The sequence below is a fragment of the Exiguobacterium sp. N4-1P genome (assembly GCF_002214325.1).
On record NZ_CP022236.1, the window covers coordinates 35,930 to 60,796 of the forward strand.

The following is a 24,867-nucleotide window of genomic DNA, read 5'->3' on the forward strand; positions in this document are numbered from 1 at the left end:
TAGAAGTAGACAACGAAGAGTTGTGACATCGGTTACTAAAAGGGGTGCGGACAAAATGAACGTTACGGACGTTAAAATTCGTCGCGTCGTGGCAGAGGGGCGCATGAAAGCACTCGCCTCGATTACGCTCGATCACGAATTCGTAGTACACGATTTACGTGTGATTGAAGGGAACAGTGGTCTCTTCGTCGCAATGCCGAGCAAACGGACGCAAGAAGGCATCTTTCGTGATGTCGCTCATCCAATCAATGCATTAATGCGAAAAAAGGTCGAAGATTCAGTACTAGAAGCATATGTGTTGCGTGAAGAAAATGAAGAGGCGCTCGATTTAGAGCTGACATCAGTCGAATTGACAGATCGCCCTTAATAGAGGAGACCGGTTTCCCGTATTGCGGCGGACCGGTCTTTTTTTTGCTGTTAAAAAGGTTTGCTGCAATCTTCTTACAAAACAACAACGGGTTGTGCCTCTTCCGATGAAAGCAATGAAAAGAAAAGCCCGTCCATCACAAAGGTTGATTTTAAAACGACTTATGAGTCAGCCTCCTCACGTTGTCTACAGTCTGTTTTTAATGGATGTTTCATCAATTTGACTCGGTCCTGTGATTGAATAGTGGCCTCATTTTCGTTATAGTTGGTACGAGTGTACTATTTCTGAACGAAATCAACACTAATTTACGTGGAGGAGCGACAAGGATGAATCATTTCGCGGTAATTCTAGCAGCTGGTAAAGGAACACGCATGAAATCAAAACTCTACAAAGTACTCCACCCAGTAGCTGGGAAACCTATGGTACAACACGTCGTGGACCAACTCGCGACACTTGGCGTCAAGCGTCAAGTCGTAATCGTTGGGCATGGTGCGGAGTCTGTAAAAGAAGTGCTTGGCACATCGGTGGAATATGCGCTTCAAAGTGAGCAGCTTGGCACGGGTCATGCTGTTCAAATGGCAGAACCGGTACTTGGAAACGAAAAAGGATCGACGCTTGTCGTCTGTGGGGATACACCACTCTTAACGAGTGAGACGTTAGCCGCGTTACTCGACCACCATGCAGAAACGGGTGCAAAAGTGACCGTCTTGACGGCTCATGCGGATGATGCGACTGGATATGGTCGGATTATTCGTGGTGAAGAGGGCCATGTTTCAAAAATCGTTGAACATAAAGATGCGACAGAACAAGAACTCGCGATTAAAGAAATCAACACAGGAACGTACGTGTTTGATAATGAGTTGTTGTTCGCTGCGTTAAAACAAGTCAAGAACGATAATGTCCAAGGAGAGTATTACTTGCCGGATGTCATCGAAATCGCGAAAGCCGATGGCGAAACGATTGCTGCCTATGCGGCGCCGACGTTTGAAGAGACAATCGGTGTCAATGACCGTGTCGCACTCGCGCAAGCTGAGACGTCGATGCGTAAGCGGACGAACGAGCATTGGATGCGTCAAGGTGTCACATTCATCGACCCGGCATCGACCTATATCGGACCAGATGTTACGATTGGTTCGGATACCACGCTCTACCCAGGGACACAATTGCTTGGGAAGACGATCATCGGGTCTGAATGTATCATCGGACCGAATAGTGACATCCGTAACAGTGAAGTGGCAGATGCTGCCGTCGTCCGTCAGTCGGTCGTAACCGATAGCCGGATCGGGCAAGCGGCACAAGTCGGTCCATTCGCGCACTTGCGTCAGCAAGCGGTGCTCGGAGCGAACACGCGTGTCGGTAACTTCGTTGAAGTCAAGAAATCGACGTTCGGTGAAGGAAGTAAATCGGCACACTTGAGTTACGTCGGAGACGCAACGATTGGTAAAAACGTCAATTTAGGATGTGGATCAATCACCGTCAACTATGATGGAACAAACAAGTTCGAAACGGTCATCGAGGATGATGCGTTCATCGGTTGTAACGTCAACTTGATTGCCCCCGTCAGAGTCGGTAAAAATGCACTCGTCGCAGCAGGTTCGACAGTGACAGATGATGTTCCGGAAAACGGTCTTGCGATCGCCCGTGAGCGTCAAACGACAAAACCTGATTATCGTTAATTCAGCTATACCTTATTCATTACTTGTCGCTCTACTCGTCTAAACCAAACAAATGGAGGCCACCTAAACATGTCTACTGTCTTAGAACATGAAATTCGTATTTTCGCACTCAACTCGAACAAACCACTGGCAGAGGAAATCGCTAAGGTCATCGGAATTCCCGTTAGCGAAAGTTCAGTCAAACACTTCAGTGATGGCGAAATCTCGATGAACATCGAAGAAAGCGTTCGCGGAGATGATATCTACATCATCCAATCGACAAGTCAGCCGGTCAACGAGAACTTGATGGAGCTCCTCATCATGATTGACGCATTAAAACGTGCTTCTGCACGGACGATCAACGTCGTCATGCCGTATTATGGTTATGCACGTCAAGACCGTAAAGCACGTTCGCGTGAGCCGATCACAGCAAAACTTGTTGCGAACTTACTTGAAGTCGCAGGAGCGACACGTGTCGTCACGATGGATCTCCATGCCGCTCAAATCCAAGGTTTCTTCGATATTCCAGTAGATCAGTTAATGGGTGTTCCACTTCTTGCTACTTACTTCGAGAAGAAAAACATCGACCCAAATGAACTCGTCATCGTTTCTCCAGACCATGGCGGTGTTACACGGGCACGTAAATTAGCAGAACAATTAAAAGCACCGATCGCAATCATCGATAAGCGTCGTCCGAAACCGAACGTCGCGGAAGTCATGAACATCGTCGGTCAAGTCGATGGCAAAATCGCCATCATCATCGATGACATCATCGATACGGCAGGAACGATTACACTTGCTGCGAACGCTTTAATCGAAAATGGGGCGAAACAAGTTTATGCTTGTTGTACGCACCCTGTTCTTTCTGGACCAGCGATGGAACGGATTGAGAACTCAGCGATTGAAGAGCTCGTCGTCTTGAACACGATCGACTTGACGCAACGTGAATGCGCAAGCAAAATCAAACAAATTTCTGTCGCGCGGTTACTTGCAGAAGCAATCATCCGTGTCCATGAACAAAAATCAATCAGCCCGCTCTTTAGCTGATCAACAAACAGATACGAACGATGAGGTCCGGTTTTTTGAAATCGGACCCTTGTTCGTGCTTTTTTTTCATCAAAGGAAATGAACAAAAGGAGGTAGCGATATGAAATGTATCGTCGGTCTAGGGAACCCTGGAGCTAAATATACGAACACACGTCACAACATCGGTTTCCTCGCGATTGATGCGTTGGCGGAGGAACACGGAATAAAATTATCCGAGTCGAAGTTTAAAGCAGTCTTCGGAACGGGAATGATAAATGGGGAACGTGTTGTGCTCGTCAAACCATTGACTTACATGAATCTATCCGGGGAAGCAGTTCGTCCGCTCCTGGATTTTTATAAAATCGCGGTCGAAGACGTCCTCGTCATCTATGATGATCTCGATTTGCCGCTTGAAAAGATGCGTCTTCGCTCAAAAGGAAGCGCCGGTGGGCATAATGGTGTCAAGTCGCTTATTCAGCATTTAGGCACACAAGAAATTAAACGCTTAAAACTCGGTGTCGGTCGTCCGCCTGCTCCGATTCAAGTCATCGATTGGGTCTTGATGCCGTTCTCAAAAGCAGAACAACCTGTCTTGCGGGAAGTATTGGCGGACGCTGTGAAAATCGCGACAGACTTTACCGATACACCATTTTTGGCTTTGATGAATCGCTATAACTGAACGAAACGCTTTGGAATTCCAAAGCGTTTTTGCTGTCGTCTTAGGAGGGGAAACTATGAAACAACTACAAAATCTGTTGCTCGGAATACCAGAAATAAAAACGGTCCGTGAGCGTTTTCGACAAGGGGTCGATGCCCAACTCATCACAGGCTTGATGAATAGCGGGAAAGCGTTGTTCGTCGCAGGCATTTATCAAGAAACAAAAAAAAGGTTCGTCATCGTCACCCACAATATGTTTCAAGCGCAAAAACTGTATGATGATTTGATTGAACTGGTGCCTGAACAGGAAGTGATGCTCTACCCGGTCGACGAGACATTAGCTGCTGAATTATCGTACGGGGCGAGCCCGGAATTACGGGCGACACGGATTGAAACGCGGCACCGGCTCCTGACGACCGATGATGGTATTTTAATCATCCCACTCGTCGGTCTCAGACGGTATGCTCCACCTGCAAGTGATTTCTTAGCACATACGAAACGGATTAAGCCGGGCGATATCTTGGCAATTCCGGACTTCATTCAAGAATTAGTCGACGCCGGATATGAGCGAACGGCGACCGTGACAACACCGGGAGAATTTTCAGTTCGCGGGAGTATCATCGATATTTATCCGTTGACGGTCGACCGTCCCTATCGATTGGATTTATTTGATGAAGAAGTCGACTCGATTTATACATTCGATGCAGAAACGCAACGATCACTCGGTGTGGTCGCAGAAGCGTTGCTTCCACCGGCAGCTGAACACTTTGCGACGACGGAAAATCTCCGTGCCGCGGGTGAACGGTTGCGTGCACTCTATGAAGCGACGAAAGAACGTGTCCAAAGTACGGAAGTCCTTGCAGCACTTGAAGAAGGGATCGCCTATGACGTCGAATTGCTCGAAAGTGGGGAGCGACCGAAACAACTCGCGAAATACGCGCCGTTACTGTATCAGAAGACATTACTGGCTGATATCACAGATGCCGTCTTGATCGTCGATGAAATCGCACGGATCGAAGAAGCGGCGGAAGTTCAGGATGCGGAAGAAGCGGAATGGATGGCTTCGTTGATTGAACGGGGGCAAAGCGTTAGTGATTACATTCTCTCGGTTCCGATGCTCAAAGTCTTCGAACAACGTCAGCTACTCTACTTGTCGCTCCTTCCGACACGCAGAAGCGGCGTCCCTGAAAGTGCAGCGATTCACTTCAACATCAAACCGATCGCTCCGTTTCATGGCCAAATGGAACGTCTGAAACAGGAAATCGATCGGTATGCCCGGGCAGACATGTGGATGGTCTTTCTTGCGAGTAACAAAGAGCGGGCGGAGCGGATGCGGCAGACACTTTCCGACTACGGTGTCGAAGCGTCCTTGCATACGGCAGAAGAAGATATGCGTCGGGGACATCCGTCGATTTTAATCGGTGGCATTCATGGTGGTTTCGAAATGACGAATGCACGACTCGTCGTCGTGACGGAAGAAGAAGTCTTTAAGCAACCGACCCGTCGCCGGAAACAGACTACGAAATTGACGAACGCGGAACGGATCAAAAGTTACCAAGAGTTGAAGACGGGTGATTATATCGTCCATATCCACCATGGAATTGGTCGTTACCACGGCATCAAAACGATTGATGTCGCAGGGAACCATAAAGATTACTTGCACCTTGTCTATGCCGGTGACGACTCCTTGTATGTTCCGGTTGACCAAATCGACTTGATTCAAAAATACGTCGGGGCAGAAGGAAAAGAACCGAAAATCTATAAACTCGGCGGAACGGACTGGAAGAAAGTCAAAGCGAAAGTCCAAAAATCAGTTGAGGACATCGCAGATGAACTAATCAAATTGTATGCGACACGAGAAGCGGCAGTTGGATTTGCTTTCCCGGAAGATGATGACAGCATGCAGGCATTCGAAGCCTCGTTCCCGTACGAGGAAACGGTCGATCAAGTCCGGTCGATTGAAGAGATTAAGAAAGATATGGAACGGCCGCGTCCGATGGATCGTCTGTTATGTGGAGACGTCGGATACGGGAAAACGGAAGTCGCGATTCGGGCGGCATTTAAAGCAGTTATGGCAGGGAAACAAGTCGCTCTCCTTGTACCGACGACTGTTCTTGCCCAACAACACTATGAAACGATGCTCGAGCGATTCAGCGAATGGCCAATCAATGTTTCAGTCATGAGTCGGTTCCGATCGGCGTCAGAACTGAAAGCAACAAAAAAAGGCTTGAAAGAAGGAACGATCGACGTCGTTGTCGGAACACACCGTGTCTTATCAAAAGATGTTCAGTTCGCTGACATTGGTCTGTTGATCATCGATGAAGAGCAACGCTTCGGTGTTAAACATAAAGAACGATTGAAACAACTCAAAACGAATGTCGATGTCTTGACGTTGACGGCGACACCGATTCCACGGACCTTACACATGTCGATGATCGGGATTCGTGATTTGTCGGTCCTCGAGACACCGCCTGAAAACCGCTATCCTGTCCAAACGTACGTGATGGAGTACGACGGAATCATCATGCGTGAAGCACTTGAACGTGAACTTGGTCGAGGGGGGCAAGCCTTTTTCCTCTACAATCGCGTTGAAGGGATTGAACGGAAGGCGGAGGAAATCCGGGCGCTCGTTCCGGAAGCACGTGTCGTCACGGCACATGGTCGGATGACGGAGACGGAACTTGAAAGTCAATTGATTGCCTTCTTCGAGGGGGATGCCGATGTTCTTGTCAGTACGACAATCATTGAAACGGGGATCGATATTCCGAACGTCAATACATTGATCGTCAATGATGCCGATCAAATGGGTCTATCACAGCTCTACCAACTGCGTGGTCGTGTCGGACGTTCAAGTCGTGTCGCGTATTCCTACTTTACGTACCGTCCGCAAAAACGGTTGACCGAAGTCGCCGAGAGTCGTCTTCAGGCGATCAAGGAATTTACGGAGCTTGGAAGTGGCTTCAAGATTGCCATGCGTGACTTGTCGATTCGCGGTGCCGGGAATCTGCTCGGATCCCAACAATCCGGTTTTATCGATTCAGTCGGGTTCGATTTGTATTCACAAATGTTATCGGAAGCCGTCGAAGAACGGAAGGAACGGATGAAAGGGAAACAACGTGTCCAAAAATTCGTACCAGACTTTACGTTCAGTCTCGATGCGTATATTCCGAGTCATTATATGTCGGATTCTGAACTGAAAATTGAGTTCTATAAACGCTTGAAGTATGTTGATACGACAGAAAGTCTTGATGCACTCGAAGGAGAGATGCTGGAGCGCTTCGGTGAATTCCCGAATGAAGTCGCACGATTGATTCAGTTGACGCGGATGCGGATTTTTGCTGAACGGGCTCGGATTGAGCGGGTCAAACAAACGGACCCGAAAATCGAGATCGTCTTATCCGAACAAACGACTCAGACGCTCGATGTTGCGGATTTCGTCAAGTGGACGGTACCGATTGGTCGCGGACTCGGCATGGGACAACAAGAAGGAAAACTTGTTTTGACGTTGAACCGTGGCAAACAAACCGTTCAACAAACAACGGAACAAGCAGAGCGGTTGCTCGCTGAACTTGACCGCCGGATCTCGATGCGATGAGTCAACGGCGAACGATTGCGCAAGGGGCAGCGCTCCTGGCGATCTCGAGTTACGTCTCAAAGCTGCTGAGCTTTTTTTATAGGATTCCGTATCAAAACATGGCAGGGGATTTTGGATTGTACGTCTATCAGACGGTCTATCCATTATTCGCGATTGCGGCAGCACTGGGGATTTATGCGCTACCCGTCATCGTCGCAAAGTTGACGTTGCATCACCCGGAAGAAAAACGAGAGGTTCTCTGGTCGATTTTCTTTGTCCTTGCGAGTCTTTCGTTAGTGTTCGGTCTGCTCGGCTGGATCATCGCACCAGAACTTGCTTTACTGTTCGGAGATCCGAAGCTCGTCCTTCCGTTACGTGCTGTGACGTTGACGTTTTATTTATTGCCGGTCATTGCCGTGTTACGAGGAATGTTTCAAGCAGACCTTGAGATGCGACCGACCGCCTTTTCACAAATTACGGAAAATGCCGTGCGTGTCTGTCTATTGTTACTCGTGACGTATTATGGTGTCTCGATCGGAGCGAATCCTTATCAAATCGGTGCTGCGGCACACGTGACGGCGCTCGGTGGCAGCGTCGCTTCATTGTTGTTGCTCCTTCGCTTCGCGAAAGGGCGGATTGGTCGCCCGGTCGTCTCGAAGCGTCATTTAAAACGTGTCGGGAAAGTCTTATTGACGAGTGGGATGGCGGTCAGTATCGCGTCGCTTGCTTTACTGTTGATGCAGTTGATTGATGGATTGACGTTCGTCAACTTGCTCGGGGATACGATGGAGACGAAAATCGAGAAGGGGATTTTTGATCGTGGTTATCCATTGTTGCAGTTCGCAATTTTATTTGCGACGTCAATCAGTCTGGCCAGTGTTCCGACGTTGCTGACGGAGTATCGTAAACAAAATGACGCGGCGACACGGTTGCACCTTGAAACACTCCTTCGTTCTGGTCTATTGGTCGCGGCAGCTGCGACGGTCGGATTGTTTAGTGTCATGCGTCCACTCAACATCGCGCTCTATCAAGATGATAAAGGGACGATTGCGCTCAGTTGGCTTGCTGCGACGGCCTTTACGGCATCGCTCTCGATGATTATCATCTCTTGTCTCCAGTCCGTCGATGCTGAAAAATATGCCTTTGCAGGCGTCGTGCTCGGACTGGTCGTCAAGCTGTTATTAAACATCTACTTGTTGCCCCGTTATGGTATGATCGGGGCGGGAATGGCGACATTCGGCGGATTCGCGATGATGGCATCAGCACAACTCATCTTATTGAATCGGAAATTCGGACGTGTAACAGCAGGACGAATTTTCTACGTCCGATTGCTCCAAGCAATCATCCCGATGGCGTTGTTTTTGTACGTGGTCGAACGTCTGTTTCAATGGGCAGGTTTCGAGACGCGGATTGGAGCGATGTTTGAAGTGGGTCTACTCGTCATCGGTGGTGCATTGATCTTTTGTATATTTGCACTGCGCAGGCGGGTCCTGACAGAGCGGGAGTGGTCTTTATTGCCGTTCGGAGACAAACTTTATCGAATTCATCATCGGAGGAAAATCATATGACACACCGTATTACAGTCGTCGGCTTAGGTGTTGGCGAACTAGAGCAATTGCCGTTTGGCGTTTATAAGTTATTGAAAGAAACAACACAACCTGTTTATTTACGGACAGCAGATCATCCCGTCGTTTCAGAACTGGCGACAGAGGGAATGAAATTTACATCGTTTGATTCGATTTATGAGCGGCACGACCGTTTTGAAGCGGTCTATACGGACATCGTCGAAACACTGCTTGATCAGGCGACACAAACGCCAATCATCTATGCGGTACCGGGACACCCGCTTGTAGCAGAAAGTACCGTTCAACAACTACTTGCGCGTGCGACTGACATCGACATCGTCGGTGGACAAAGTTTTCTTGATCCGATGTTCGCAGCGGTCGGGGTAGATCCGATTGAAGGATTTCAATTGCTTGACGCAACGGCCTTCCGTGTTGATGAAGCGCAAATTCGTCAACACGTACTGATCGGACAAGTGTACGATGCGTTTGTCGCAGGTGACTTGAAAGTCATGTTGATGGAACGTTATCCGGATGAACACCCGGTGACGCTCGTCACAGCAGCGGGGACGAGCAAGCAACACGTCATGACAGTTCCGCTCTATGAACTGGATCGTGTGACGATGCTCAGTAATTTGACGACGGTCTATGTGCCGCCGGTGACGGAGGAAAAGGCGCTGAATCGGGATTTTGCGACGCTCAAGGACATCATCGCCCGTTTACGTGGTGAAGGAGGGTGTCCATGGGATCAAGAACAGACGCATGAATCGCTCAAAAAACATTTAATCGAAGAATCTTACGAATTACTGGAAGCAATCGACCTTCAGGACGATAACTTAATGATAGAGGAATTAGGGGATGTCTTACTTCAAGTCATGTTACATGCACAAATCGGTCTCGATGAAGGGTACTTTGATATCCGGGACGTCATCGGCAGTGTCAGCGATAAGATGATTCGTCGTCATCCACACGTCTTTGCAGAGAAGACGGTTGATTCGGCGGCAGACGTCGTTGCGAACTGGCAAACGATCAAGTCGCAGGAGAAACCAGAGCGGAAATATCTGCTCGACGGTGTCACAAAAGGGGCACCTGCCTTGATGCGTGCTGAACAGATTCAGAAAAAAGTCGCAAAAGTCGGCTTTGAGTGGGACACAGTCAGTGGTGCGCTTGAAAAGGTACAAGAAGAAATACGTGAACTACAAGAAGCAGCGCCAAAAGAACAACTTGCTGAATTCGGAGATCTCTTATTTTCGTTAGCACTTGTCGGAAAATATATGGGATTATCGGGAGAAGAAGCGTTGCAGCTGACGAACGATAAGTTCATTCGCCGTTTTACGCGGGTGGAACAACTCGCAAAGCGACCAATTGAAGAGTTGTCGCTCGACGAACAAGATCAGTTATGGAATCAAGCGAAGCAGGAGGAACAGTCATGAGACTCGATAAATTTTTAAAGGTATCCCGTTTGATTAAACGACGGACACTCGCAAAAGAGGTAGCAGACCAAGGTCGGATTACGATTAACGGTCTCGTCGCAAAAGCAAGCAGTACCGTCGCAGTCGGAGATGAGATGACGATTCGATTCGGAAACAAAATCGTCACCGTTCAAATCGACGGCATTAAAGAGCATGCGAAAAAAGAAGAAGCGACGGACATGTATAAGATTATTCGTGAAGAAAAAGTGAATTCTGAAGAATCAATGTAATTTACCTGAAAAAGGAAGTATACTAAAGAGTGTCAGAGATGACCACTCGGATAAGGAGGGATGATATGCCGGCACCGTTAGAATCAGGTCGTCAAACACCACCAAAGATTAAACCGCTCAATGATCGTAAAAAGCAATTAAGCCAAAATGCGATTGAGAACCGATCGCGCTTAAAAAAGCGTTTCTTGATTTGTATGTCAATCTTTCTCATCGTCCTTTCTCTCATGGGGTGGTCATACATCGAAAAGAAACAATTGATTGCTGAACAAAATCAATCGTTCCAGGTCGCTCAACAAGAGCAAACAAAAGCGAAAAAAGAGTCGGCACGCCTGAAAGAGGAAATCGAACGGCTGAACGATAAAGAATATGTTGCGAACTTAGCGAGAAGTGAGTTGTTGTACTCGAAAAAAGGCGAAACAATTTTCTATTTCTCACCTGAAGATTAACCGATGGTTGCCGATTGATTGAAAAAATATGTAATCACTCGTATAATAAGAAATGAATCAACTAAAAAGGAGCAATACAATTTATGTCGATTGAAGTAGGCAGCAAAGTGCAAGGGAAAGTTACAGGCATCACTAATTTCGGAGCGTTCGTAGAATTACCGACTGGGAAAACCGGTCTCGTTCACATCAGCGAAGTGGCAGATTCTTACGTTAAAGATATCAATGATGTCTTGACGGTTGGACAGGAAATCACAGTTAAAGTCTTGAGTGTAGAAAACGATGGTAAAATCGGTCTTTCAATCAAGAAGGCTGTTGACCGCCCTGAAGGCGAACGTCCTCGTCCTGCACGTCAATTCGACCGTGGCCCACGCCCGGCCGGTCAAGATCGCGGACCACGTCCGTTTGATAACAAAGGACCGCGCAGTGGCGGCGGTGGTGGAAATCGTGGAGGATTCAACAAAGGTGGTCGCGGAGCACCTGCTCCACGTAAAGAGCAAACGTTCGATACGTTGATGACGAGTTTCCTCAAAGACAGTGAAGATCGTCTTGCGACACTCAAACGCCAAACGGATTCAAAACGTGGCGGACGCGGTGCTAAACGTCAATAACTTGCTGACCTGTTCTTTATAAGAATAGAGATGGAATGACGCTGTTCATTCCATCTTTTATTTTTTTGAAATTATTTTTATAAAAAGCGTTGACTTTCATTTGACTCCACCGTATTATAGAAAATGTGCTTAAGACGCACAAGTTAAAAATATGGCGGTGTAGCTCAGCTGGCTAGAGCGTACGGTTCATACCCGTGAGGTCGTGGGTTCGACTCCCTCCGCCGCTACCATATTTTTTTGGCCCGTTGGTCAAGCGGTTAAGACACCGCCCTTTCACGGCGGTAACACGGGTTCGATTCCCGTACGGGTCATTCTTTAAAAGCTATCTCTATTATATAGAGGTGGCTTTTTTTAGTATAGTAGATTCGAAAAGGGGATGCGTACATCATGGAAACGATTGCTCCTGTTCCGAATGAACCGCTCATCGTCGGCGTATCCGGAGGCTGCGACTCGATGGTGCTCGCGCATCTGTTGCACGAGGCGAAGTTTGATCTTTTAATTGCCCATGTCCACCATGGTCTTCGTGCAGCATCGGATGAAGAAGCCGCGTTTGTCGAAAACTGGGCTTTTGAACGTAATCTCCCGTTCCGGACGACCCGTTTAGAATGGGGTGGACAACGGGTGAGTCAAGCCCGTTGTCGCGAGAAACGGTATCAGTTTTTTGAAGATTTAATGGAAGAGACGAACCGGAGTCACTTAGTCTTAGCACATCATCGTGATGATCAACTCGAGACGTTATTGATTCAGTTGTTGCGGGGTGAAGCGACAATCGACGGGATTCCGATTCATCGCCCGTTCGGTCCCGGTCAGTTGCATCGTCCGCTGGTGAACTGGACGAAACAGGAACTGACGGCTTATGCGACGCGTCAACAAATCGAGTGGCGTGAGGATGCGACAAATGCGGAAACGAAGTACTTAAGAAATCAAATCCGGCACGATATTTTACCAAGGCTCGCTCAAGTGCGCCCGGGGTTCGAAGAAGCGGCGGTCCGTGCCGCACGGCTTCGTCAAACGATACAGGACGAGCACTTAGCGTACGTCGAAGCATTAGTAGCGCGACATACGACGGAGGATGGGATAGTAATCGATGAGATCAACCAGCTGCCGACAGATTTGAGACGACTCGCTTTACAAGTGCTCTTACCGGATGTCCGGTTGACATCAGAGGATTTCGATCGCTTTTTAGCATGGCTCCGAGTAGATATGCCCTCGAGCGAAGTGTATTATGGAAACTGGAGGATTCGCCGCGCGTACGGATACTTGACCTGTATCGAGAAAGATACGACAGATTCTGCACTTGAATCGTTTCAAGTAGGGGCTGATTTGGGAACATACCGTTATGGTGAACGAGATGTGACGTTTTCATACGGGGATGCAGGGATTCCGTTAGCGGAAGTTACTTTCCCGCTGACGGTACGAAGTCAGTTGCCAGGGGACCGGATACAGCTAGAAATCGGAACGAAAAAAGTAAGCCGGATTCTAATTGATGCGAAAGTACCACGTTATCTTCGGGCAGAAGTTCCGGTCGTCGTCGACGCCACGGGTCAAGTTTTAGCGGTCGTCGGACATCGAATTGCAAAATTCGGGTCATTTGAACTCCTCGCACGGTCTTATTTAATGATAGAATGGTAATGTAGTGTTTAAAATGGAGGAGGAATACCTAGCATGACCTTAATGAATGATATGGAGAAAGTACTGATTTCGGAAGAAGAGATCCAACATAAAGTCGGTGAACTCGCGGGTGAACTGACAGCAGATTATGGTGATCGTTTTCCACTGCTCGTCTGTGTCTTAAAAGGCGCAATGCCGTTCATGTCTGATCTCGTCAAAAAGATGGACATGCACCTTGAGATGGATTTCATGGATGTTTCGACATACCACGGTGGAACGACATCGACAGGCGAAGTTAAAATCGAAAAGGATTTGAACACATCTGTAGAAGGACGTGACATCCTGATTGTCGAAGATATCATTGACAGTGGATTGACGCTTGGATACTTGGTTGATCTCTTCAAGTACCGTAAAGCAAAATCTGTCAAAATCGTGACATTGCTCGATAAGCCGTCAGGTCGCAAAAATGATCTTCACGCGGATTATAGTGGATTTGTGATTCCACACGAGTTTGTCGTCGGTTACGGTCTCGACTATGAAGAGAAATATCGTAACCTTCCATATGTTGGTGTGTTGAAGCCGGCAGTCTACGGTGGCTAATTATTTTTAATCTTGACTGTCACATGATAAGATGAAACCAATTACAAAGCGCGCTTTGCCGCGTCAGGATTCGTATCAGTTGATGAAGGTATGTCAGTTGGTGCGGAGAGGAGGCATAAGATGAACCGAGCAGTGAAGAATACCCTCGTGTTTGGGGTCATTTTTCTAGCTTTGATCTTGTTTCTGCAATACTTGCAGAGTCCAGTGAACAAAAGCAAAGAAATCAATTACACACAGTTTGTCGAGTCGGTTGAAAAAGGTGAAATTAAGACGGCTACCTTCCAGTACGAAGGACAGACGTATAATGTGACTGGTGATTTACGTGAAAAGGATTCGACGTATGAAACGGTTGTTCCAGCTGTTGATACGGAGTTAACGGATCTTTATACACAATTGCGCAGTCAAGGTGTCAATATGGACTTTAAAGCAGCAGAGACGAATGGCGGTTGGATCGCGTTACTGACGACGATCGTCCCGTTCATCATCATATTCATTCTCTTCTTCTTCTTAATTAATCAAGCACAAGGTGGCGGCGGCGGTGGCCGTGTGATGAACTTCGGTAAATCAAAAGCGCGCCTCTATGATACGGAGAAAAAGAAAATTACGTTTGAAGATGTCGCTGGTGCAGACGAAGAGAAGCAAGAACTCGTCGAAGTTGTCGAATTCTTGAAAGACCCACGTAAATTTGCACGTCTCGGTGCACGTATCCCTAAAGGGGTCCTTCTTGTCGGTCCTCCAGGTACAGGTAAAACGTTACTTGCACGTGCAGCAGCAGGTGAGGCTGGCGTTCCATTCTTCTCGATTTCAGGTTCTGACTTCGTTGAGATGTTCGTTGGTGTCGGGGCGTCACGTGTACGTGATCTCTTCGAAAATGCAAAGAAAAATGCACCGTGTATCATCTTCATCGATGAAATCGATGCAGTCGGTCGTCAACGTGGCGCAGGTCTCGGTGGCGGACATGATGAACGTGAACAAACATTGAACCAACTTCTCGTTGAGATGGACGGATTCAGTGAAAATGAAGGCATCATCATGATCGCAGCAACGAACCGCGCTGATATCTTGGACCCAGCCTTGCTTCGTCCAGGTCGTTTTGACCGTCAAATTACGGTTGAGCGTCCAGATGTCGTCGGTCGTGAAGCAGTTCTTAAGGTACATGCACGAAATAAACCACTCGACTCAACAGTCGATTTGAAAGCAATCGCACAGCGGACACCAGGATTCTCTGGTGCTGATCTTGAAAACCTGTTGAACGAAGCAGCACTCGTTGCAGCGCGTACCGACCGGGATAAGATTTCCATTGTCGATCTAGAAGAAGCGATTGACCGCGTTATCGCTGGACCAGCGAAGAAGAGCCGGATCATTTCGCCGAAAGAGAAAAAAATCGTTGCGTGGCATGAAGCAGGTCATACGATCATCGGTGTCACACTTGATGATGCGGATGAAGTGCATAAAGTAACAATCGTTCCTCGTGGGAATGCCGGCGGTTACGTCGTCATGCTTCCGAAAGAAGATCGTTACTTCATGACAAAACCAGAACTTGAAGATAAAATTACCGGATTGCTTGGTGGTCGTGTCGCGGAAGATATCGTCTTTGGTGAAGTATCGACTGGGGCAAGCAACGACTTCCAACGTGCGACAGGACTCGCCCGGAAGATGGTGATGGAGTTCGGGATGAGTGAAAAACTCGGACCGCTTCAGTTCGGTTCAGGTCAAGGCGGAAATGTCTTCTTAGGACGTGACTTCCAAAATGAACAAAACTATTCGGACGCGATTGCGCATGAGATTGATACAGAAATCCAAGCGATCATCAACCGCTGTTACCAAAAAGCGAAAACGATCTTAACGGAAAAACGTGATCAGCTTGATTTGATTGCGACAACGTTACTTGAAGTTGAAACGCTGGATCAAAAACAAATTCACCACCTCATTGAGACAGGTGAATACAAAAAGAACGAGCCAGAAGTGGTAGCTGAACAAACAGAAGACGAGAAAAAACCGGAATCGACGACTCCTGTCATCGATGAACCGACAGAATCTCCGACACAACGTGGTTCAGTCATCGACGAAGGTCAAAATGTGGATGTAGAAAAGCCTGATCAACCACGCCGTGATGATCAAATTTAATCGCTGACACAACGAGACAGGATCAGTACCCGCTATGCGGGTGCTGGTCCTGTTTTTATATGCCGTGATGCTTGCGCACTTCGGTAGGTGAAGCTTAGACGACGTGGTATAATCACAACGTATATTGCAGGTATCGTATAGAAAAGTGGGGAATCAGTCAAATGATCTTAGTAATTGATGTTGGAAATACGAATATCGTACTGGGTGTCTATGCTGGCGAGACATTGGTCGAGCATTGGCGGATCGCAACCGATCGGACACGGACGACCGATGAGTACGGGATGCTCGTCAAAGCCTTGTTCCGGGATGCAGAGTTAAACGTGGAAGAAATCGAGGGAATCGTGTTATCATCTGTCGTACCCCCCGTCGTGTTTCCACTGGAGAATATGTGCGTCCGTTATTTCAATCGACGCCCGTTCGTGATTGGACCAGGTATTAAAACCGGGCTCGACTTAAAAGTCGATAACCCAAGGGAAGTCGGGGCGGATCGAATCGTCAATGCGGTCGCCGCGACGGTCAAATATGATGGTCCATTGATCATCGTCGACTTTGGGACAGCAACGACCTATTGTTATATCGATTCACAAAAACGCTATTACGGTGGAATCATTTCACCGGGTGTCATGGTGTCGACTGAGGCACTCTATAACAAAGCAGCAAAACTGCCGCGCATTGAGATTGCGAAACCACAATCCGCGATTGGGCGGAATACGATTCATGCGATGCAGTCAGGGACGTATTTTGGATATGTCGCGCAAGTGGACGGTCTTGTCCACCGGATGAAAGAAGAAATGGGTGAAGCAAAAGTCATCGCGACTGGTGGGCTTGCCCGATTAATCAGCGAGGAATCCGCAACGATTGAAATCGTCGATCCATTTTTGACGCTTGACGGGTTGCGTATTATCTACGAACGAAATAAGTGAGGGAATAAATAATGAAACGTGAAGAATTATTAGCACAACTAAAAGATGATTATTTAGTACGGGCGCTCGGTTTTAACGGCGAAGTCCGTGCATTTGCAATCCGTTCGACAAAGTCGGTGTATGAAGCACAGCTCCGGCACCAAACGACTCCGGTCGTCACGGCGGCGCTTGGCCGGACGCTGACAATCGGTGCGATGATGGGAACGATGCAAAAAGGCGACACACGTGTGACCCTGAAAGTTGAAGGGGACGGTCCGATCGGAAAAATCATCGTCGATGCCGATGCAAAAGGAACGGTCCGTGGATACGTCAGCCATCCACGTGTCGAAATGGATACGTACGTCAATGCAGACGGTCTGACGAAATTAAAAGTCGGCGATGCAGTCGGTCGCGGAAATATTTCCGTTATCAAAGATTTAGGACTTCGTGACTTCGTCGGAGGGCAATCACCGATCCAAACCGGTGAAATCAGTGAAGACTTTACGTATTACTTCGCAGTCTCAGAACAAAGTCCATCTGTCGTCGGTGCAGGTGTGCTCGTTTATCCGGAAGATGAGTCGGTCATCGCAGCAGGTGGGTTAATCGTGCAATTGATGCCAGGTGCATCGGAAGAAACGATTGCCGCACTCGAAGCACGAGTGGCCGCATTAAAACCAATCTCGATTCTTGTCGGAGAAGAAAAAACACCGGAAGAAATGCTTGAACTCGTCCTCGGTGAATCATACGAAGTCCTCGATACAGTGCCGGTTACGTTTGGTTGCACATGTGATCGCGAAAAGCTCGCGACAGCCATCGTGGCGCTCGGACCTGACGAGATTCAATCGATGATTGATGAAGATGGTGGAGCAGAGGCAGTTTGTCATTTCTGTTCAGAACACTATCAGTATGGCGTCGAAGAATTACAATCACTTCGTGAAAAATCGCTCGAACGAGCATAAGAGGGTCTGAAAATGGGAAATGTAAACTCTAAGTACTTGTGGATGTTGATTTTCATCTTACTGTTGACGAACTTTTTAACGGGAGCATATGCCTTCATGGGAGAACTACCGAAAGTTGATTCTCCGAAGATCGTCCAAGAAAGTATCGGTGGACCGCTTGAAGACGTCGTCGCGACAGTCGGAGACGAAGACATCACACGAGCGGATGTCTATCAAGTAATGCGTAAAGAACACGAACAAGATACACTCGATCGTTTGATTCAAGAAGCGGTAGAACGTCAATCCAAAAATGGAACGAAACCTACCGTGGAGCGCTTTGATTGACAGATTTCATCCAGTCCATTGATAATTGATTTATCGGATTACTTGGAATTAAAGGTTTTTCATTATGAGGAGGAATGGTCATGCGTATTGCAAATTCAGTACTAGATTTAGTCGGCCGCACGCCGATCGTCAAATTGAACCATCTGACAGGACCAGAGGATGCAGATGTCTACTTGAAACTGGAGTACATGAATCCCGGGTCAAGTGTCAAAGACCGGATTGCGCTGTCGATGATTGAAGCGGCAGAGGATGCTGGGAAACTGAAAGCGGGCGATACGATCATCGAACCAACGAGTGGCAACACCGGGATTGGTCTAGCGATGGTCGCAGCAGCGAAAGGATACCGGGCCATTCTCGTCATGCCAGAAACAATGAGCATGGAACGTCGAACTCTTCTTCGTGCGTACGGCGCGGAGTTGATTTTAACACCTGGTCCGGAAGGAATGAAGGGTGCAATCGCGCGAGCGACGGCGGAAGCAGAGGAACATGGTCATTTCATGCCGCAACAATTCAACAACGGAGCGAACCCCGTCGTCCACGAACAGACGACAGGACCTGAAATCGTTGAAGCGTTCGAAGGACTATCACTGGATGCCTTCATCGCCGGAATCGGAACAGGTGGGACGATCACGGGTGCTGGTAAAGTATTACGCGACGCCTTCCCGGGAATCGAAATCATCGCTGTCGAACCAACGGATTCACCTGTTCTTTCGGGTGGTAAACCGGGTCCGCACAAGCTCCAAGGAATTGGTGCTGGATTCGTACCCTCGATTCTCGATACACACATCTATGACGGTGTCGAACAAATCACGACGGAAGAAGCATTTGATCATGCGCGCCGTGCCGCGAAATCAAACGGAGTTCTCGGTGGGATTTCTTCAGGTGCTGCAATCGCTGCAGCTCTTAAAACGGCCAAACGTCTTGGAAAAGGCAAAAATGTGTTAGCGATCATTCCTTCGAATGGAGAACGTTACCTCAGTACGCCACTCTATCAAGTCGAGGAAGAAGAAGGTTCGAAACTATAATTTTTTTCAGGCACACGGAAGTCATTCGACTCCCGCGTGCCTTTTTTTTGCGTATAATGAGGACAGAATACGTACAGAGGTGGGGGACGCAAGTGCGACAGACGAGATATGTAGCATTTACATGGACGAAGGAACAATTTTATAACCGTTATGTGGAGCGGACAAAAGAACAAACCGGTCATATCTGGCTCGAAAGTGGTCGTATCGGTTCCTATACGATGGCTGGTGTGCACCCGGTCGGGCAGTTACGCACGAAATCCGGACAAACGACGATTACAACACGTGATGGTGTCGAAGAACGAACAGATTCTCCGTTTTCATTAATTGAAGAAGTACGCGCGCGTCATGCATCGGCTCGTCCGGACGGGATGCCTGCATTTTTCGGTGGACTGGCAGGCTACGTCAGTTATGACGCTGTCCGGTATTTAGAGCGATTACCGGACGAAGCGGAGGACGATTTAGAAACAGCAGATATTTCGTTGTATTGGTACGATGAAGTCGCCGTGTATGACGAACAGGCAGGTCAGTTATTCGTTGCCGTGACGCGTGATACGGTCGAGGCAGCGGAAGCAGCACTTGAAACTGAAGTACTTGCTTGGAAAGTGGAGAGTCCTGCGCCAGTCTTTCGCCCGGTTTTGAATGAACGGTTAGAACGGGGTCGGTCGTTCGAACAAGCCGACTTTGTCGAGGCGGCAGACCGCGTCAAACGTTATATTGAAGCGGGTGACGTCTTTCAAGTCAATCTTGCGGTTCGTCAACATGAACGTCTCTTAACATCGCCGGCTCATGTCTATGACGTGTTGCGGCAGGTGAACCCGTCGCCGTACATGGGCTACTTCGTCGATGAAGAGTTGACGCTCGTCTCAGCGTCACCCGAGTTGCTCGTCGAAAAAATTGGAGACGATCTCGCGACGCGTCCGATTGCTGGGACACGTCCGCGCGGGAAGGATGAAGCGGAAGACTTAGCGCTTGCGAAGACGCTGCTCGATAATGAAAAAGAGCGGGCGGAACACGTCATGCTCGTTGATTTAGAACGCAACGATTTAGGACGGGTCAGCCGGTATGGGTCCGTTCATGTCGATGAATTGATGGTGATCGAAAAATATTCTCATGTCCAACATATCGTCTCGAATGTCCGTGGGAAAGTAGCGGAACACCAAGGTGCGAGCGATGTTCTCGCAGCGATGTTCCCCGGTGGGACGATCACCGGTGCACCAAAAATCCGGACGATGGAGATCATCGAGGAGTTAGAACCGGTCCGGCGTGGTATTTATACAGGGTCACTCGGATTTATCAGTTGGGCGGACGATGCGATCTTCAACATCTTGATTCGGACGCTCGTCGCCAAAGATGGCGTCGCTTATATTCAGGCGGGAGCAGGAATCGTCACCGATTCTAGTTCAGTGAGCGAATATGAAGAATCACTAAGTAAGGCAAAGGCACTTTGGGTCGCAAAAGAAATGGCGGAGGGAACGACATGATTGTATTGATTGATAACTATGACTCATTTACGTACAACTTAGTCCAATACTTTGGGGAGCTCGGGCAAGAGATCCAGGTGTTTCGGAATGATGCGATTACACTCGAGGAGATTGAACAACTCAAACCCGATCACCTAGTGATTTCGCCAGGACCTTGTACTCCGAACGAGGCGGGCATCAGCCTTGTTGCGATCGAATACTTCGCAGGCAAGTTGCCTATCCTTGGTGTCTGCCTCGGTCATCAAGCAATCGGACAAGTCTTCGGCGGACAAGTCGTCCGGGCACAAGACTTAATGCACGGAAAAGTTTCGTTATTGTCTCACGACGCGACCGGGATGTTTGAAGGCATCGCTCAAGATACACCAGTGACACGGTACCATTCGCTTGTCGTCGAGCGGGAGACCTTTCCGGATGCCCTGGAAGTGACAGCAGAAGCAGGGGGAGAAATCATGGCCCTGCGACATCGCGAGTTACCGATCGTCGGTGTCCAGTTTCATCCGGAAGCAATCTTGACCCGAGACGGGAAACGGATGTTAAAAAACTTTTTGGAGTTGAATCGATATGTATCTTTGGCATGATGGACAGGTAGTAAAAGAAGAAGACGTTCGGATTTCACCATTTGACCATGGTTATTTATATGGAATGGGGATTTTTGAGACATTTCGTACGTATGCAGGACATCCATTTTTATTTGATGATCATATTAAACGGCTACAGATGAGTTGTGCCGCGATTGGAATCGTCATCCCCTATACGCGGGATGAACTGTTAGTTGCGATTGAGACCTTATACCGTGCCCATGCGACGACTGATTTATACATCCGCTTAAATGTCTCGGCTGGTCCCCGTGATATCGGACTCTCCGTTGAGCGGTATGACACGCCGACGGTCGTGATTTATGCGAGACCGATTGGTGCGCGACAAGCGACGGAGCGGGCGCTTGAAACGGTCCGGTTGCCACGCAGTACACCGGAAACGGCGTATCGCTTAAAGTCGCATCACTACATGAACAATCTAGTTGCGAAACGCCAACTGTTTAATCCGGAAGCGGAAGGGCTCTTCTTGACGAAGGAAGGATTCATTTGTGAAGGCATCACTTCGAACATTTTTTGGCGTTATGGGGAGAAGTGGTATACACCGTCGCTTGAGACGGGTGCCTTGAATGGGATCACCCGCCAGTTCTTGATGGAGCAACTTATGGTCGAAGAACGCCTTGCTTTATTGCCACAGTTGATGGAGGCAGACGAAATTCTCTACACGAATTCCGTTCAAGAAGCAGTCGCCGTTTCATCACTTGACGGACGAACGTTCCCGGGTCAATCGGGAAGCGGCTATCAACGTGTGCGTCAGCTATTCGATGAGGCCGTCGAGACGCGGTGGTCGAGGAGGGAAAAACGTTGACAAAAATCATGGGAATTTTAAATGTGACGCCGGATTCGTTTTCAGATGGTGGACAATACGTTGATGTCGAACTCGCTGTTCGTCATGCTAGGCAACTTGTTGCGGACGGTGCAGATGCAATCGATGTTGGTGGAGAATCGACGCGACCGGGTGCGACATTTGTTTCAGCAGCAGATGAAATCGACCGCGTTGTTCCAGTGATTCGTCGCTTGAAGCGTGAGCTCGATGTCTTGATTTCGATTGATACGTATAAACCGGAAGTCGCTGAAGCCGCTGTCCGTGCCGGTGCAGATCTCATCAATGACGTCTGGGGTTCGAAATGGGGGGATCGTTCAATGGTAACGGTCGCCGCCCGGCACGAAGTCCCAATCATCCTGATGCATAATCGGACGGAACCACACGGAACAGACGTCTTAGCTGAAGTCCGCGCCGACCTTGAAGAATCAATCCGATTAGCGAAACAGGCGGGTGTCTCGGAAAATCGGATTTGGCTCGATCCAGGGATTGGTTTCATGAAAACGTATGAAGAGAATTTATTTTTGATGCGTCACCTCGCGATCGCGACAGATTTCGGATACCCCGTCCTGCTCGGGACGTCGAGAAAGTCACTCATCGGATTGACGCTCGGACTCCCGGCGGCGGAACGGGTGGAAGGGACGATTGCGACCGTCTGTTACGGCATCCAACAAGGTTGCGAGTGGATGCGTGTCCATGACGTGAAAGAAATCAAGCGGGCCGCTCTGATGATGGACGCGATGCTTGCAGCAGAATTACCGAAGGGGGAATGAAGATGGATCGCATACACGTTTCAGGGATGCGTTTTTATGGTTATCATGGAGTGTTCGCAGAAGAAACGAAGTTAGGACAGCGCTTTAATGTGGATTTATCCATCGGACTTGATTTATCACGCGCCGGCGAGACGGACGATTTACGGGAAAGTGTCAATTATGCGGAACTCTATGAAGCGACGAAACATGTCGTCGAAGGGGAGGCCGTTCAGTTGGTCGAGGCGCTCGCGGACCGAATCGTCCGACACGTCTTTTTGCTCGATCCACGAATTTTGGAAGCGACCGTCAAAGTCATCAAACCTGATCCACCGATCGCAGGGCACTATGAGCATGTCGCGGTAGAAATCAATCGGGTTCGGGGGGATTATGCATGAACCGTGCTTACATCGCCCTTGGGTCGAACATCGGGGATAAGGCCGGGCACTTACATGCTGCAATTGAAGCGATGACGGCGTACCCGGAGATTCAAGCGATTCGCCCGTCCTCGATTTATGAGACCGTTCCTGTCGGTTACCTCGATCAAGATTTATTCTACAACATGGTCGTCGAACTTGAGACGAGTTGGTCCGCGGAGGTGTTGCTCGAGCACTTGCAGGGCATCGAACGCCAAGAAGGACGGAAGCGATTGTTCAAGAATGGACCGAGAACGTTAGACCTTGACATCATCCTTTATAATACAGATGATATACATTCAGAAGGATTAACGGTGCCGCATCCACGGATGCAAGAGCGGGCATTTGTCCTCGCGCCGTTGCAGGAATTGAATCCGCAATATGAGGTACCGCATTTAAAGAGGACGGTCGAGGAACTCTACGCGCAACTACCGGAAACGGAACGAGCGGGCGTCAGACGAATCGTGAAGGAATAGAGGGTATTGAAGAAGAGAGGAAGAGCGCTACATGTCAGGTTTTAAGATTGGTGACGTCGAACTGAACAATCGTGTCATCCTCGCACCGATGGCGGGCGTCTGCAATCCTGCGTTTCGTTTGATTGCAAAAGAATTCGGGGCAGGACTCGTCTGTGCGGAAATGGTCAGCGATAAAGGGATTTTGTATGAAAATGAACGGACGTTAGAGATGCTGTATGTCGACGAACGCGAAAAGCCGCTCAGTCTGCAGATTTACGGCGGATCGAAGGAGACACTCGTAAAGGCGGCACAGTATGTCGATGCCAACACGAATGCGGATATCATTGACATCAACATGGGATGCCCGGTTCCAAAAGTCACGAAATGTGATGCCGGTGCAAAATGGTTGCTTGATCCCGATAAAGTATATGAAATGGTTCATGCTGTATCGCAAGCGGTCGAGAAGCCCGTCACGGTCAAGATGCGGACAGGCTGGGACAGTCATCATATTTATTGTGTCGATAATGTCCGGGCAGCGGAAGCGGGTGGAGCAAAGGCGGTTGCTATTCACGGGCGGACCCGTTCGCAAAAGTATGAGGGCGTTGCGGACTGGAACATCATCGGGGAAGCAAAACGGGCAGTGCAGATTCCGATCATCGGAAACGGTGATGTGCAAACGCCGCAAGACGCGCAACGGATGATTGATGAAATCGGTGTAGATGGTGTGATGATTGGTCGGGCGGCGCTCGGCAATCCATGGATGCTCTATCAGACCATCCAGTATCTCGAATCCGGGACGTTACCAGCCGAGCCGACACCACGTGAAAAGATTGATATTTGCTTGTTGCATGCGGCACGACTCGTTGCACTGAAGGGTGAGAAACTAGCCGTTCGTGAAATGCGTACCCACGTCGCGTGGTATCTCAAAGGATTAAGTGGGAACGGGCAAGTCCGAAAAGCCTTATTCGATATTGATACCCATGCCGGTCTTCAAGAGTTGTTACGTCAGTATGTCGAAACCTTGGAAACAACCGTAGTACATGCGTGACAGGTAAAGTATAGTCGGCATTACCCGTTTTATGGTACGCTAATTGCATTAAAGATGAGCGAATCGGTTTTTTTCAAGGTGCTGTCGGTCATGCCGGCAGCTTTTTGATGCAGAATGATGAAGACCGTCGTGAACAATTTTTAGAAGGAGTGAATA

24 protein-coding genes and 2 tRNA genes are annotated in these 24,867 nt (G+C 48.6%); all 26 read left to right on the top strand.

Annotated elements, in window-relative coordinates; genetic code table 11:
- Nucleotides 1-55: 55 nt before the first annotated feature.
- The 26 genes from spoVG to dusB all read left to right on the top strand — a co-directional run bounded on the left by spoVG (nucleotide 56) and on the right by dusB (nucleotide 24,711).
- On the top strand, nucleotides 56-367 hold the full coding sequence (gene spoVG / locus A0126_RS00230; RefSeq protein WP_088835971.1) for a septation regulator SpoVG: 312 nt from the start codon (nucleotides 56-58) through the stop codon (nucleotides 365-367).
- Nucleotides 368-693: 326 nt separating this feature from the next.
- Entirely contained in the window at nucleotides 694-2,043 is a 1,350-nt protein-coding gene (glmU, locus tag A0126_RS00235) for a bifunctional UDP-N-acetylglucosamine diphosphorylase/glucosamine-1-phosphate N-acetyltransferase GlmU (protein ID WP_088835972.1), read from the top strand.
- A gap of 69 nt (nucleotides 2,044-2,112) precedes the next feature.
- A complete protein-coding gene (locus A0126_RS00240) occupies nucleotides 2,113-3,069 on the top strand; it encodes a ribose-phosphate diphosphokinase (protein WP_029332210.1) in 957 nt (318 codons plus the stop codon).
- A 100-nt stretch (nucleotides 3,070-3,169) separates the two neighbouring features.
- On the top strand, nucleotides 3,170-3,727 hold the full coding sequence (pth, locus tag A0126_RS00245; RefSeq protein WP_088835973.1) for an aminoacyl-tRNA hydrolase: 558 nt from the start codon (nucleotides 3,170-3,172) through the stop codon (nucleotides 3,725-3,727).
- Nucleotides 3,728-3,782: 55 nt separating this feature from the next.
- A complete protein-coding gene (gene mfd / locus A0126_RS00250; RefSeq protein ID WP_088835974.1) occupies nucleotides 3,783-7,301 on the top strand; it encodes a transcription-repair coupling factor in 3,519 nt (1,172 codons plus the stop codon).
- Nucleotides 7,298-8,848, top strand: a complete 1,551-nt coding sequence (locus A0126_RS00255) for a polysaccharide biosynthesis protein (protein WP_088835975.1) — start codon at nucleotides 7,298-7,300, stop codon at nucleotides 8,846-8,848. The genes mfd and A0126_RS00255 overlap by 4 nt, the downstream gene beginning before the upstream one ends.
- Nucleotides 8,845-10,275, top strand: coding sequence for a bifunctional methyltransferase/pyrophosphohydrolase YabN (gene mazG / locus A0126_RS00260; RefSeq protein WP_088835976.1), 1,431 nt, complete (start codon nucleotides 8,845-8,847; stop codon nucleotides 10,273-10,275). The genes A0126_RS00255 and mazG overlap by 4 nt, the downstream gene beginning before the upstream one ends.
- Nucleotides 10,272-10,544 carry an RNA-binding S4 domain-containing protein gene (locus A0126_RS00265; RefSeq protein ID WP_088835977.1) on the top strand — a complete coding sequence of 91 codons (273 nt, stop codon included), beginning with the start codon at nucleotides 10,272-10,274 and terminating at the stop codon, nucleotides 10,542-10,544. Before mazG ends, A0126_RS00265 begins: the two co-directional genes overlap by 4 nt.
- Before the next feature lie 65 nt (nucleotides 10,545-10,609).
- A complete protein-coding gene (locus A0126_RS00270) occupies nucleotides 10,610-10,990 on the top strand; it encodes an FtsB family cell division protein (protein WP_088835978.1) in 381 nt (126 codons plus the stop codon).
- A gap of 83 nt (nucleotides 10,991-11,073) precedes the next feature.
- Complete coding sequence (locus A0126_RS00275; RefSeq protein ID WP_088835979.1) at nucleotides 11,074-11,598, top strand: S1 domain-containing RNA-binding protein; 525 nt, start codon at nucleotides 11,074-11,076, stop codon at nucleotides 11,596-11,598.
- A gap of 153 nt (nucleotides 11,599-11,751) precedes the next feature.
- Nucleotides 11,752-11,828: transfer RNA gene (locus tag A0126_RS00280), tRNA-Met, on the top strand.
- A 9-nt stretch (nucleotides 11,829-11,837) separates the two neighbouring features.
- Nucleotides 11,838-11,909, top strand: a tRNA-Glu gene (locus A0126_RS00285).
- 76 nt (nucleotides 11,910-11,985) lie between these two features.
- Nucleotides 11,986-13,230, top strand: a complete 1,245-nt coding sequence (gene tilS / locus A0126_RS00290; RefSeq protein ID WP_088835980.1) for a tRNA lysidine(34) synthetase TilS — start codon at nucleotides 11,986-11,988, stop codon at nucleotides 13,228-13,230.
- Between the two features lie 33 nt (nucleotides 13,231-13,263).
- Nucleotides 13,264-13,809, top strand: coding sequence for a hypoxanthine phosphoribosyltransferase (gene hpt, locus A0126_RS00295; RefSeq protein WP_012368964.1), 546 nt, complete (start codon nucleotides 13,264-13,266; stop codon nucleotides 13,807-13,809).
- A gap of 120 nt (nucleotides 13,810-13,929) precedes the next feature.
- Nucleotides 13,930-15,936: an ATP-dependent zinc metalloprotease FtsH gene (gene ftsH / locus A0126_RS00300; protein WP_088835981.1), complete on the top strand. Its 2,007-nt coding sequence runs from the start codon at nucleotides 13,930-13,932 to the stop codon at nucleotides 15,934-15,936.
- A gap of 161 nt (nucleotides 15,937-16,097) precedes the next feature.
- Nucleotides 16,098-16,859 carry a type III pantothenate kinase gene (locus tag A0126_RS00305; protein ID WP_088835982.1) on the top strand — a complete coding sequence of 254 codons (762 nt, stop codon included), beginning with the start codon at nucleotides 16,098-16,100 and terminating at the stop codon, nucleotides 16,857-16,859.
- Between the two features lie 11 nt (nucleotides 16,860-16,870).
- Nucleotides 16,871-17,797: an Hsp33 family molecular chaperone HslO gene (hslO, locus tag A0126_RS00310; protein WP_029332221.1), complete on the top strand. Its 927-nt coding sequence runs from the start codon at nucleotides 16,871-16,873 to the stop codon at nucleotides 17,795-17,797.
- Nucleotides 17,798-17,809: 12 nt separating this feature from the next.
- Nucleotides 17,810-18,121 (top strand): SurA N-terminal domain-containing protein, encoded by a 312-nt coding sequence (locus tag A0126_RS00315; RefSeq protein WP_029332222.1) that lies wholly within the window; start codon nucleotides 17,810-17,812, stop codon nucleotides 18,119-18,121.
- 80 nt (nucleotides 18,122-18,201) lie between these two features.
- Nucleotides 18,202-19,146, top strand: a complete 945-nt coding sequence (gene cysK, locus A0126_RS00320; RefSeq protein WP_088835983.1) for a cysteine synthase A — start codon at nucleotides 18,202-18,204, stop codon at nucleotides 19,144-19,146.
- A gap of 92 nt (nucleotides 19,147-19,238) precedes the next feature.
- Entirely contained in the window at nucleotides 19,239-20,627 is a 1,389-nt protein-coding gene (locus tag A0126_RS00325) for an anthranilate synthase component I family protein (protein WP_088835984.1), read from the top strand.
- Entirely contained in the window at nucleotides 20,624-21,205 is a 582-nt protein-coding gene (locus A0126_RS00330; RefSeq protein WP_088835985.1) for an anthranilate synthase component II, read from the top strand. Before A0126_RS00325 ends, A0126_RS00330 begins: the two co-directional genes overlap by 4 nt.
- Nucleotides 21,189-22,028, top strand: coding sequence for an aminodeoxychorismate lyase (gene pabC / locus A0126_RS00335; protein ID WP_088835986.1), 840 nt, complete (start codon nucleotides 21,189-21,191; stop codon nucleotides 22,026-22,028). Before A0126_RS00330 ends, pabC begins: the two co-directional genes overlap by 17 nt.
- Nucleotides 22,025-22,816 carry a dihydropteroate synthase gene (folP, locus tag A0126_RS00340; protein ID WP_088835987.1) on the top strand — a complete coding sequence of 264 codons (792 nt, stop codon included), beginning with the start codon at nucleotides 22,025-22,027 and terminating at the stop codon, nucleotides 22,814-22,816. The genes pabC and folP overlap by 4 nt, the downstream gene beginning before the upstream one ends.
- A gap of 2 nt (nucleotides 22,817-22,818) precedes the next feature.
- Nucleotides 22,819-23,190, top strand: a complete 372-nt coding sequence (folB, locus tag A0126_RS00345) for a dihydroneopterin aldolase (protein ID WP_088835988.1) — start codon at nucleotides 22,819-22,821, stop codon at nucleotides 23,188-23,190.
- Nucleotides 23,187-23,684 (top strand): 2-amino-4-hydroxy-6-hydroxymethyldihydropteridine diphosphokinase, encoded by a 498-nt coding sequence (folK, locus tag A0126_RS00350; protein WP_088835989.1) that lies wholly within the window; start codon nucleotides 23,187-23,189, stop codon nucleotides 23,682-23,684. Before folB ends, folK begins: the two co-directional genes overlap by 4 nt.
- Nucleotides 23,685-23,715: 31 nt before the next feature.
- Nucleotides 23,716-24,711: a tRNA dihydrouridine synthase DusB gene (dusB, locus tag A0126_RS00355; protein ID WP_088835990.1), complete on the top strand. Its 996-nt coding sequence runs from the start codon at nucleotides 23,716-23,718 to the stop codon at nucleotides 24,709-24,711.
- Nucleotides 24,712-24,867 lie beyond the last annotated feature (156 nt).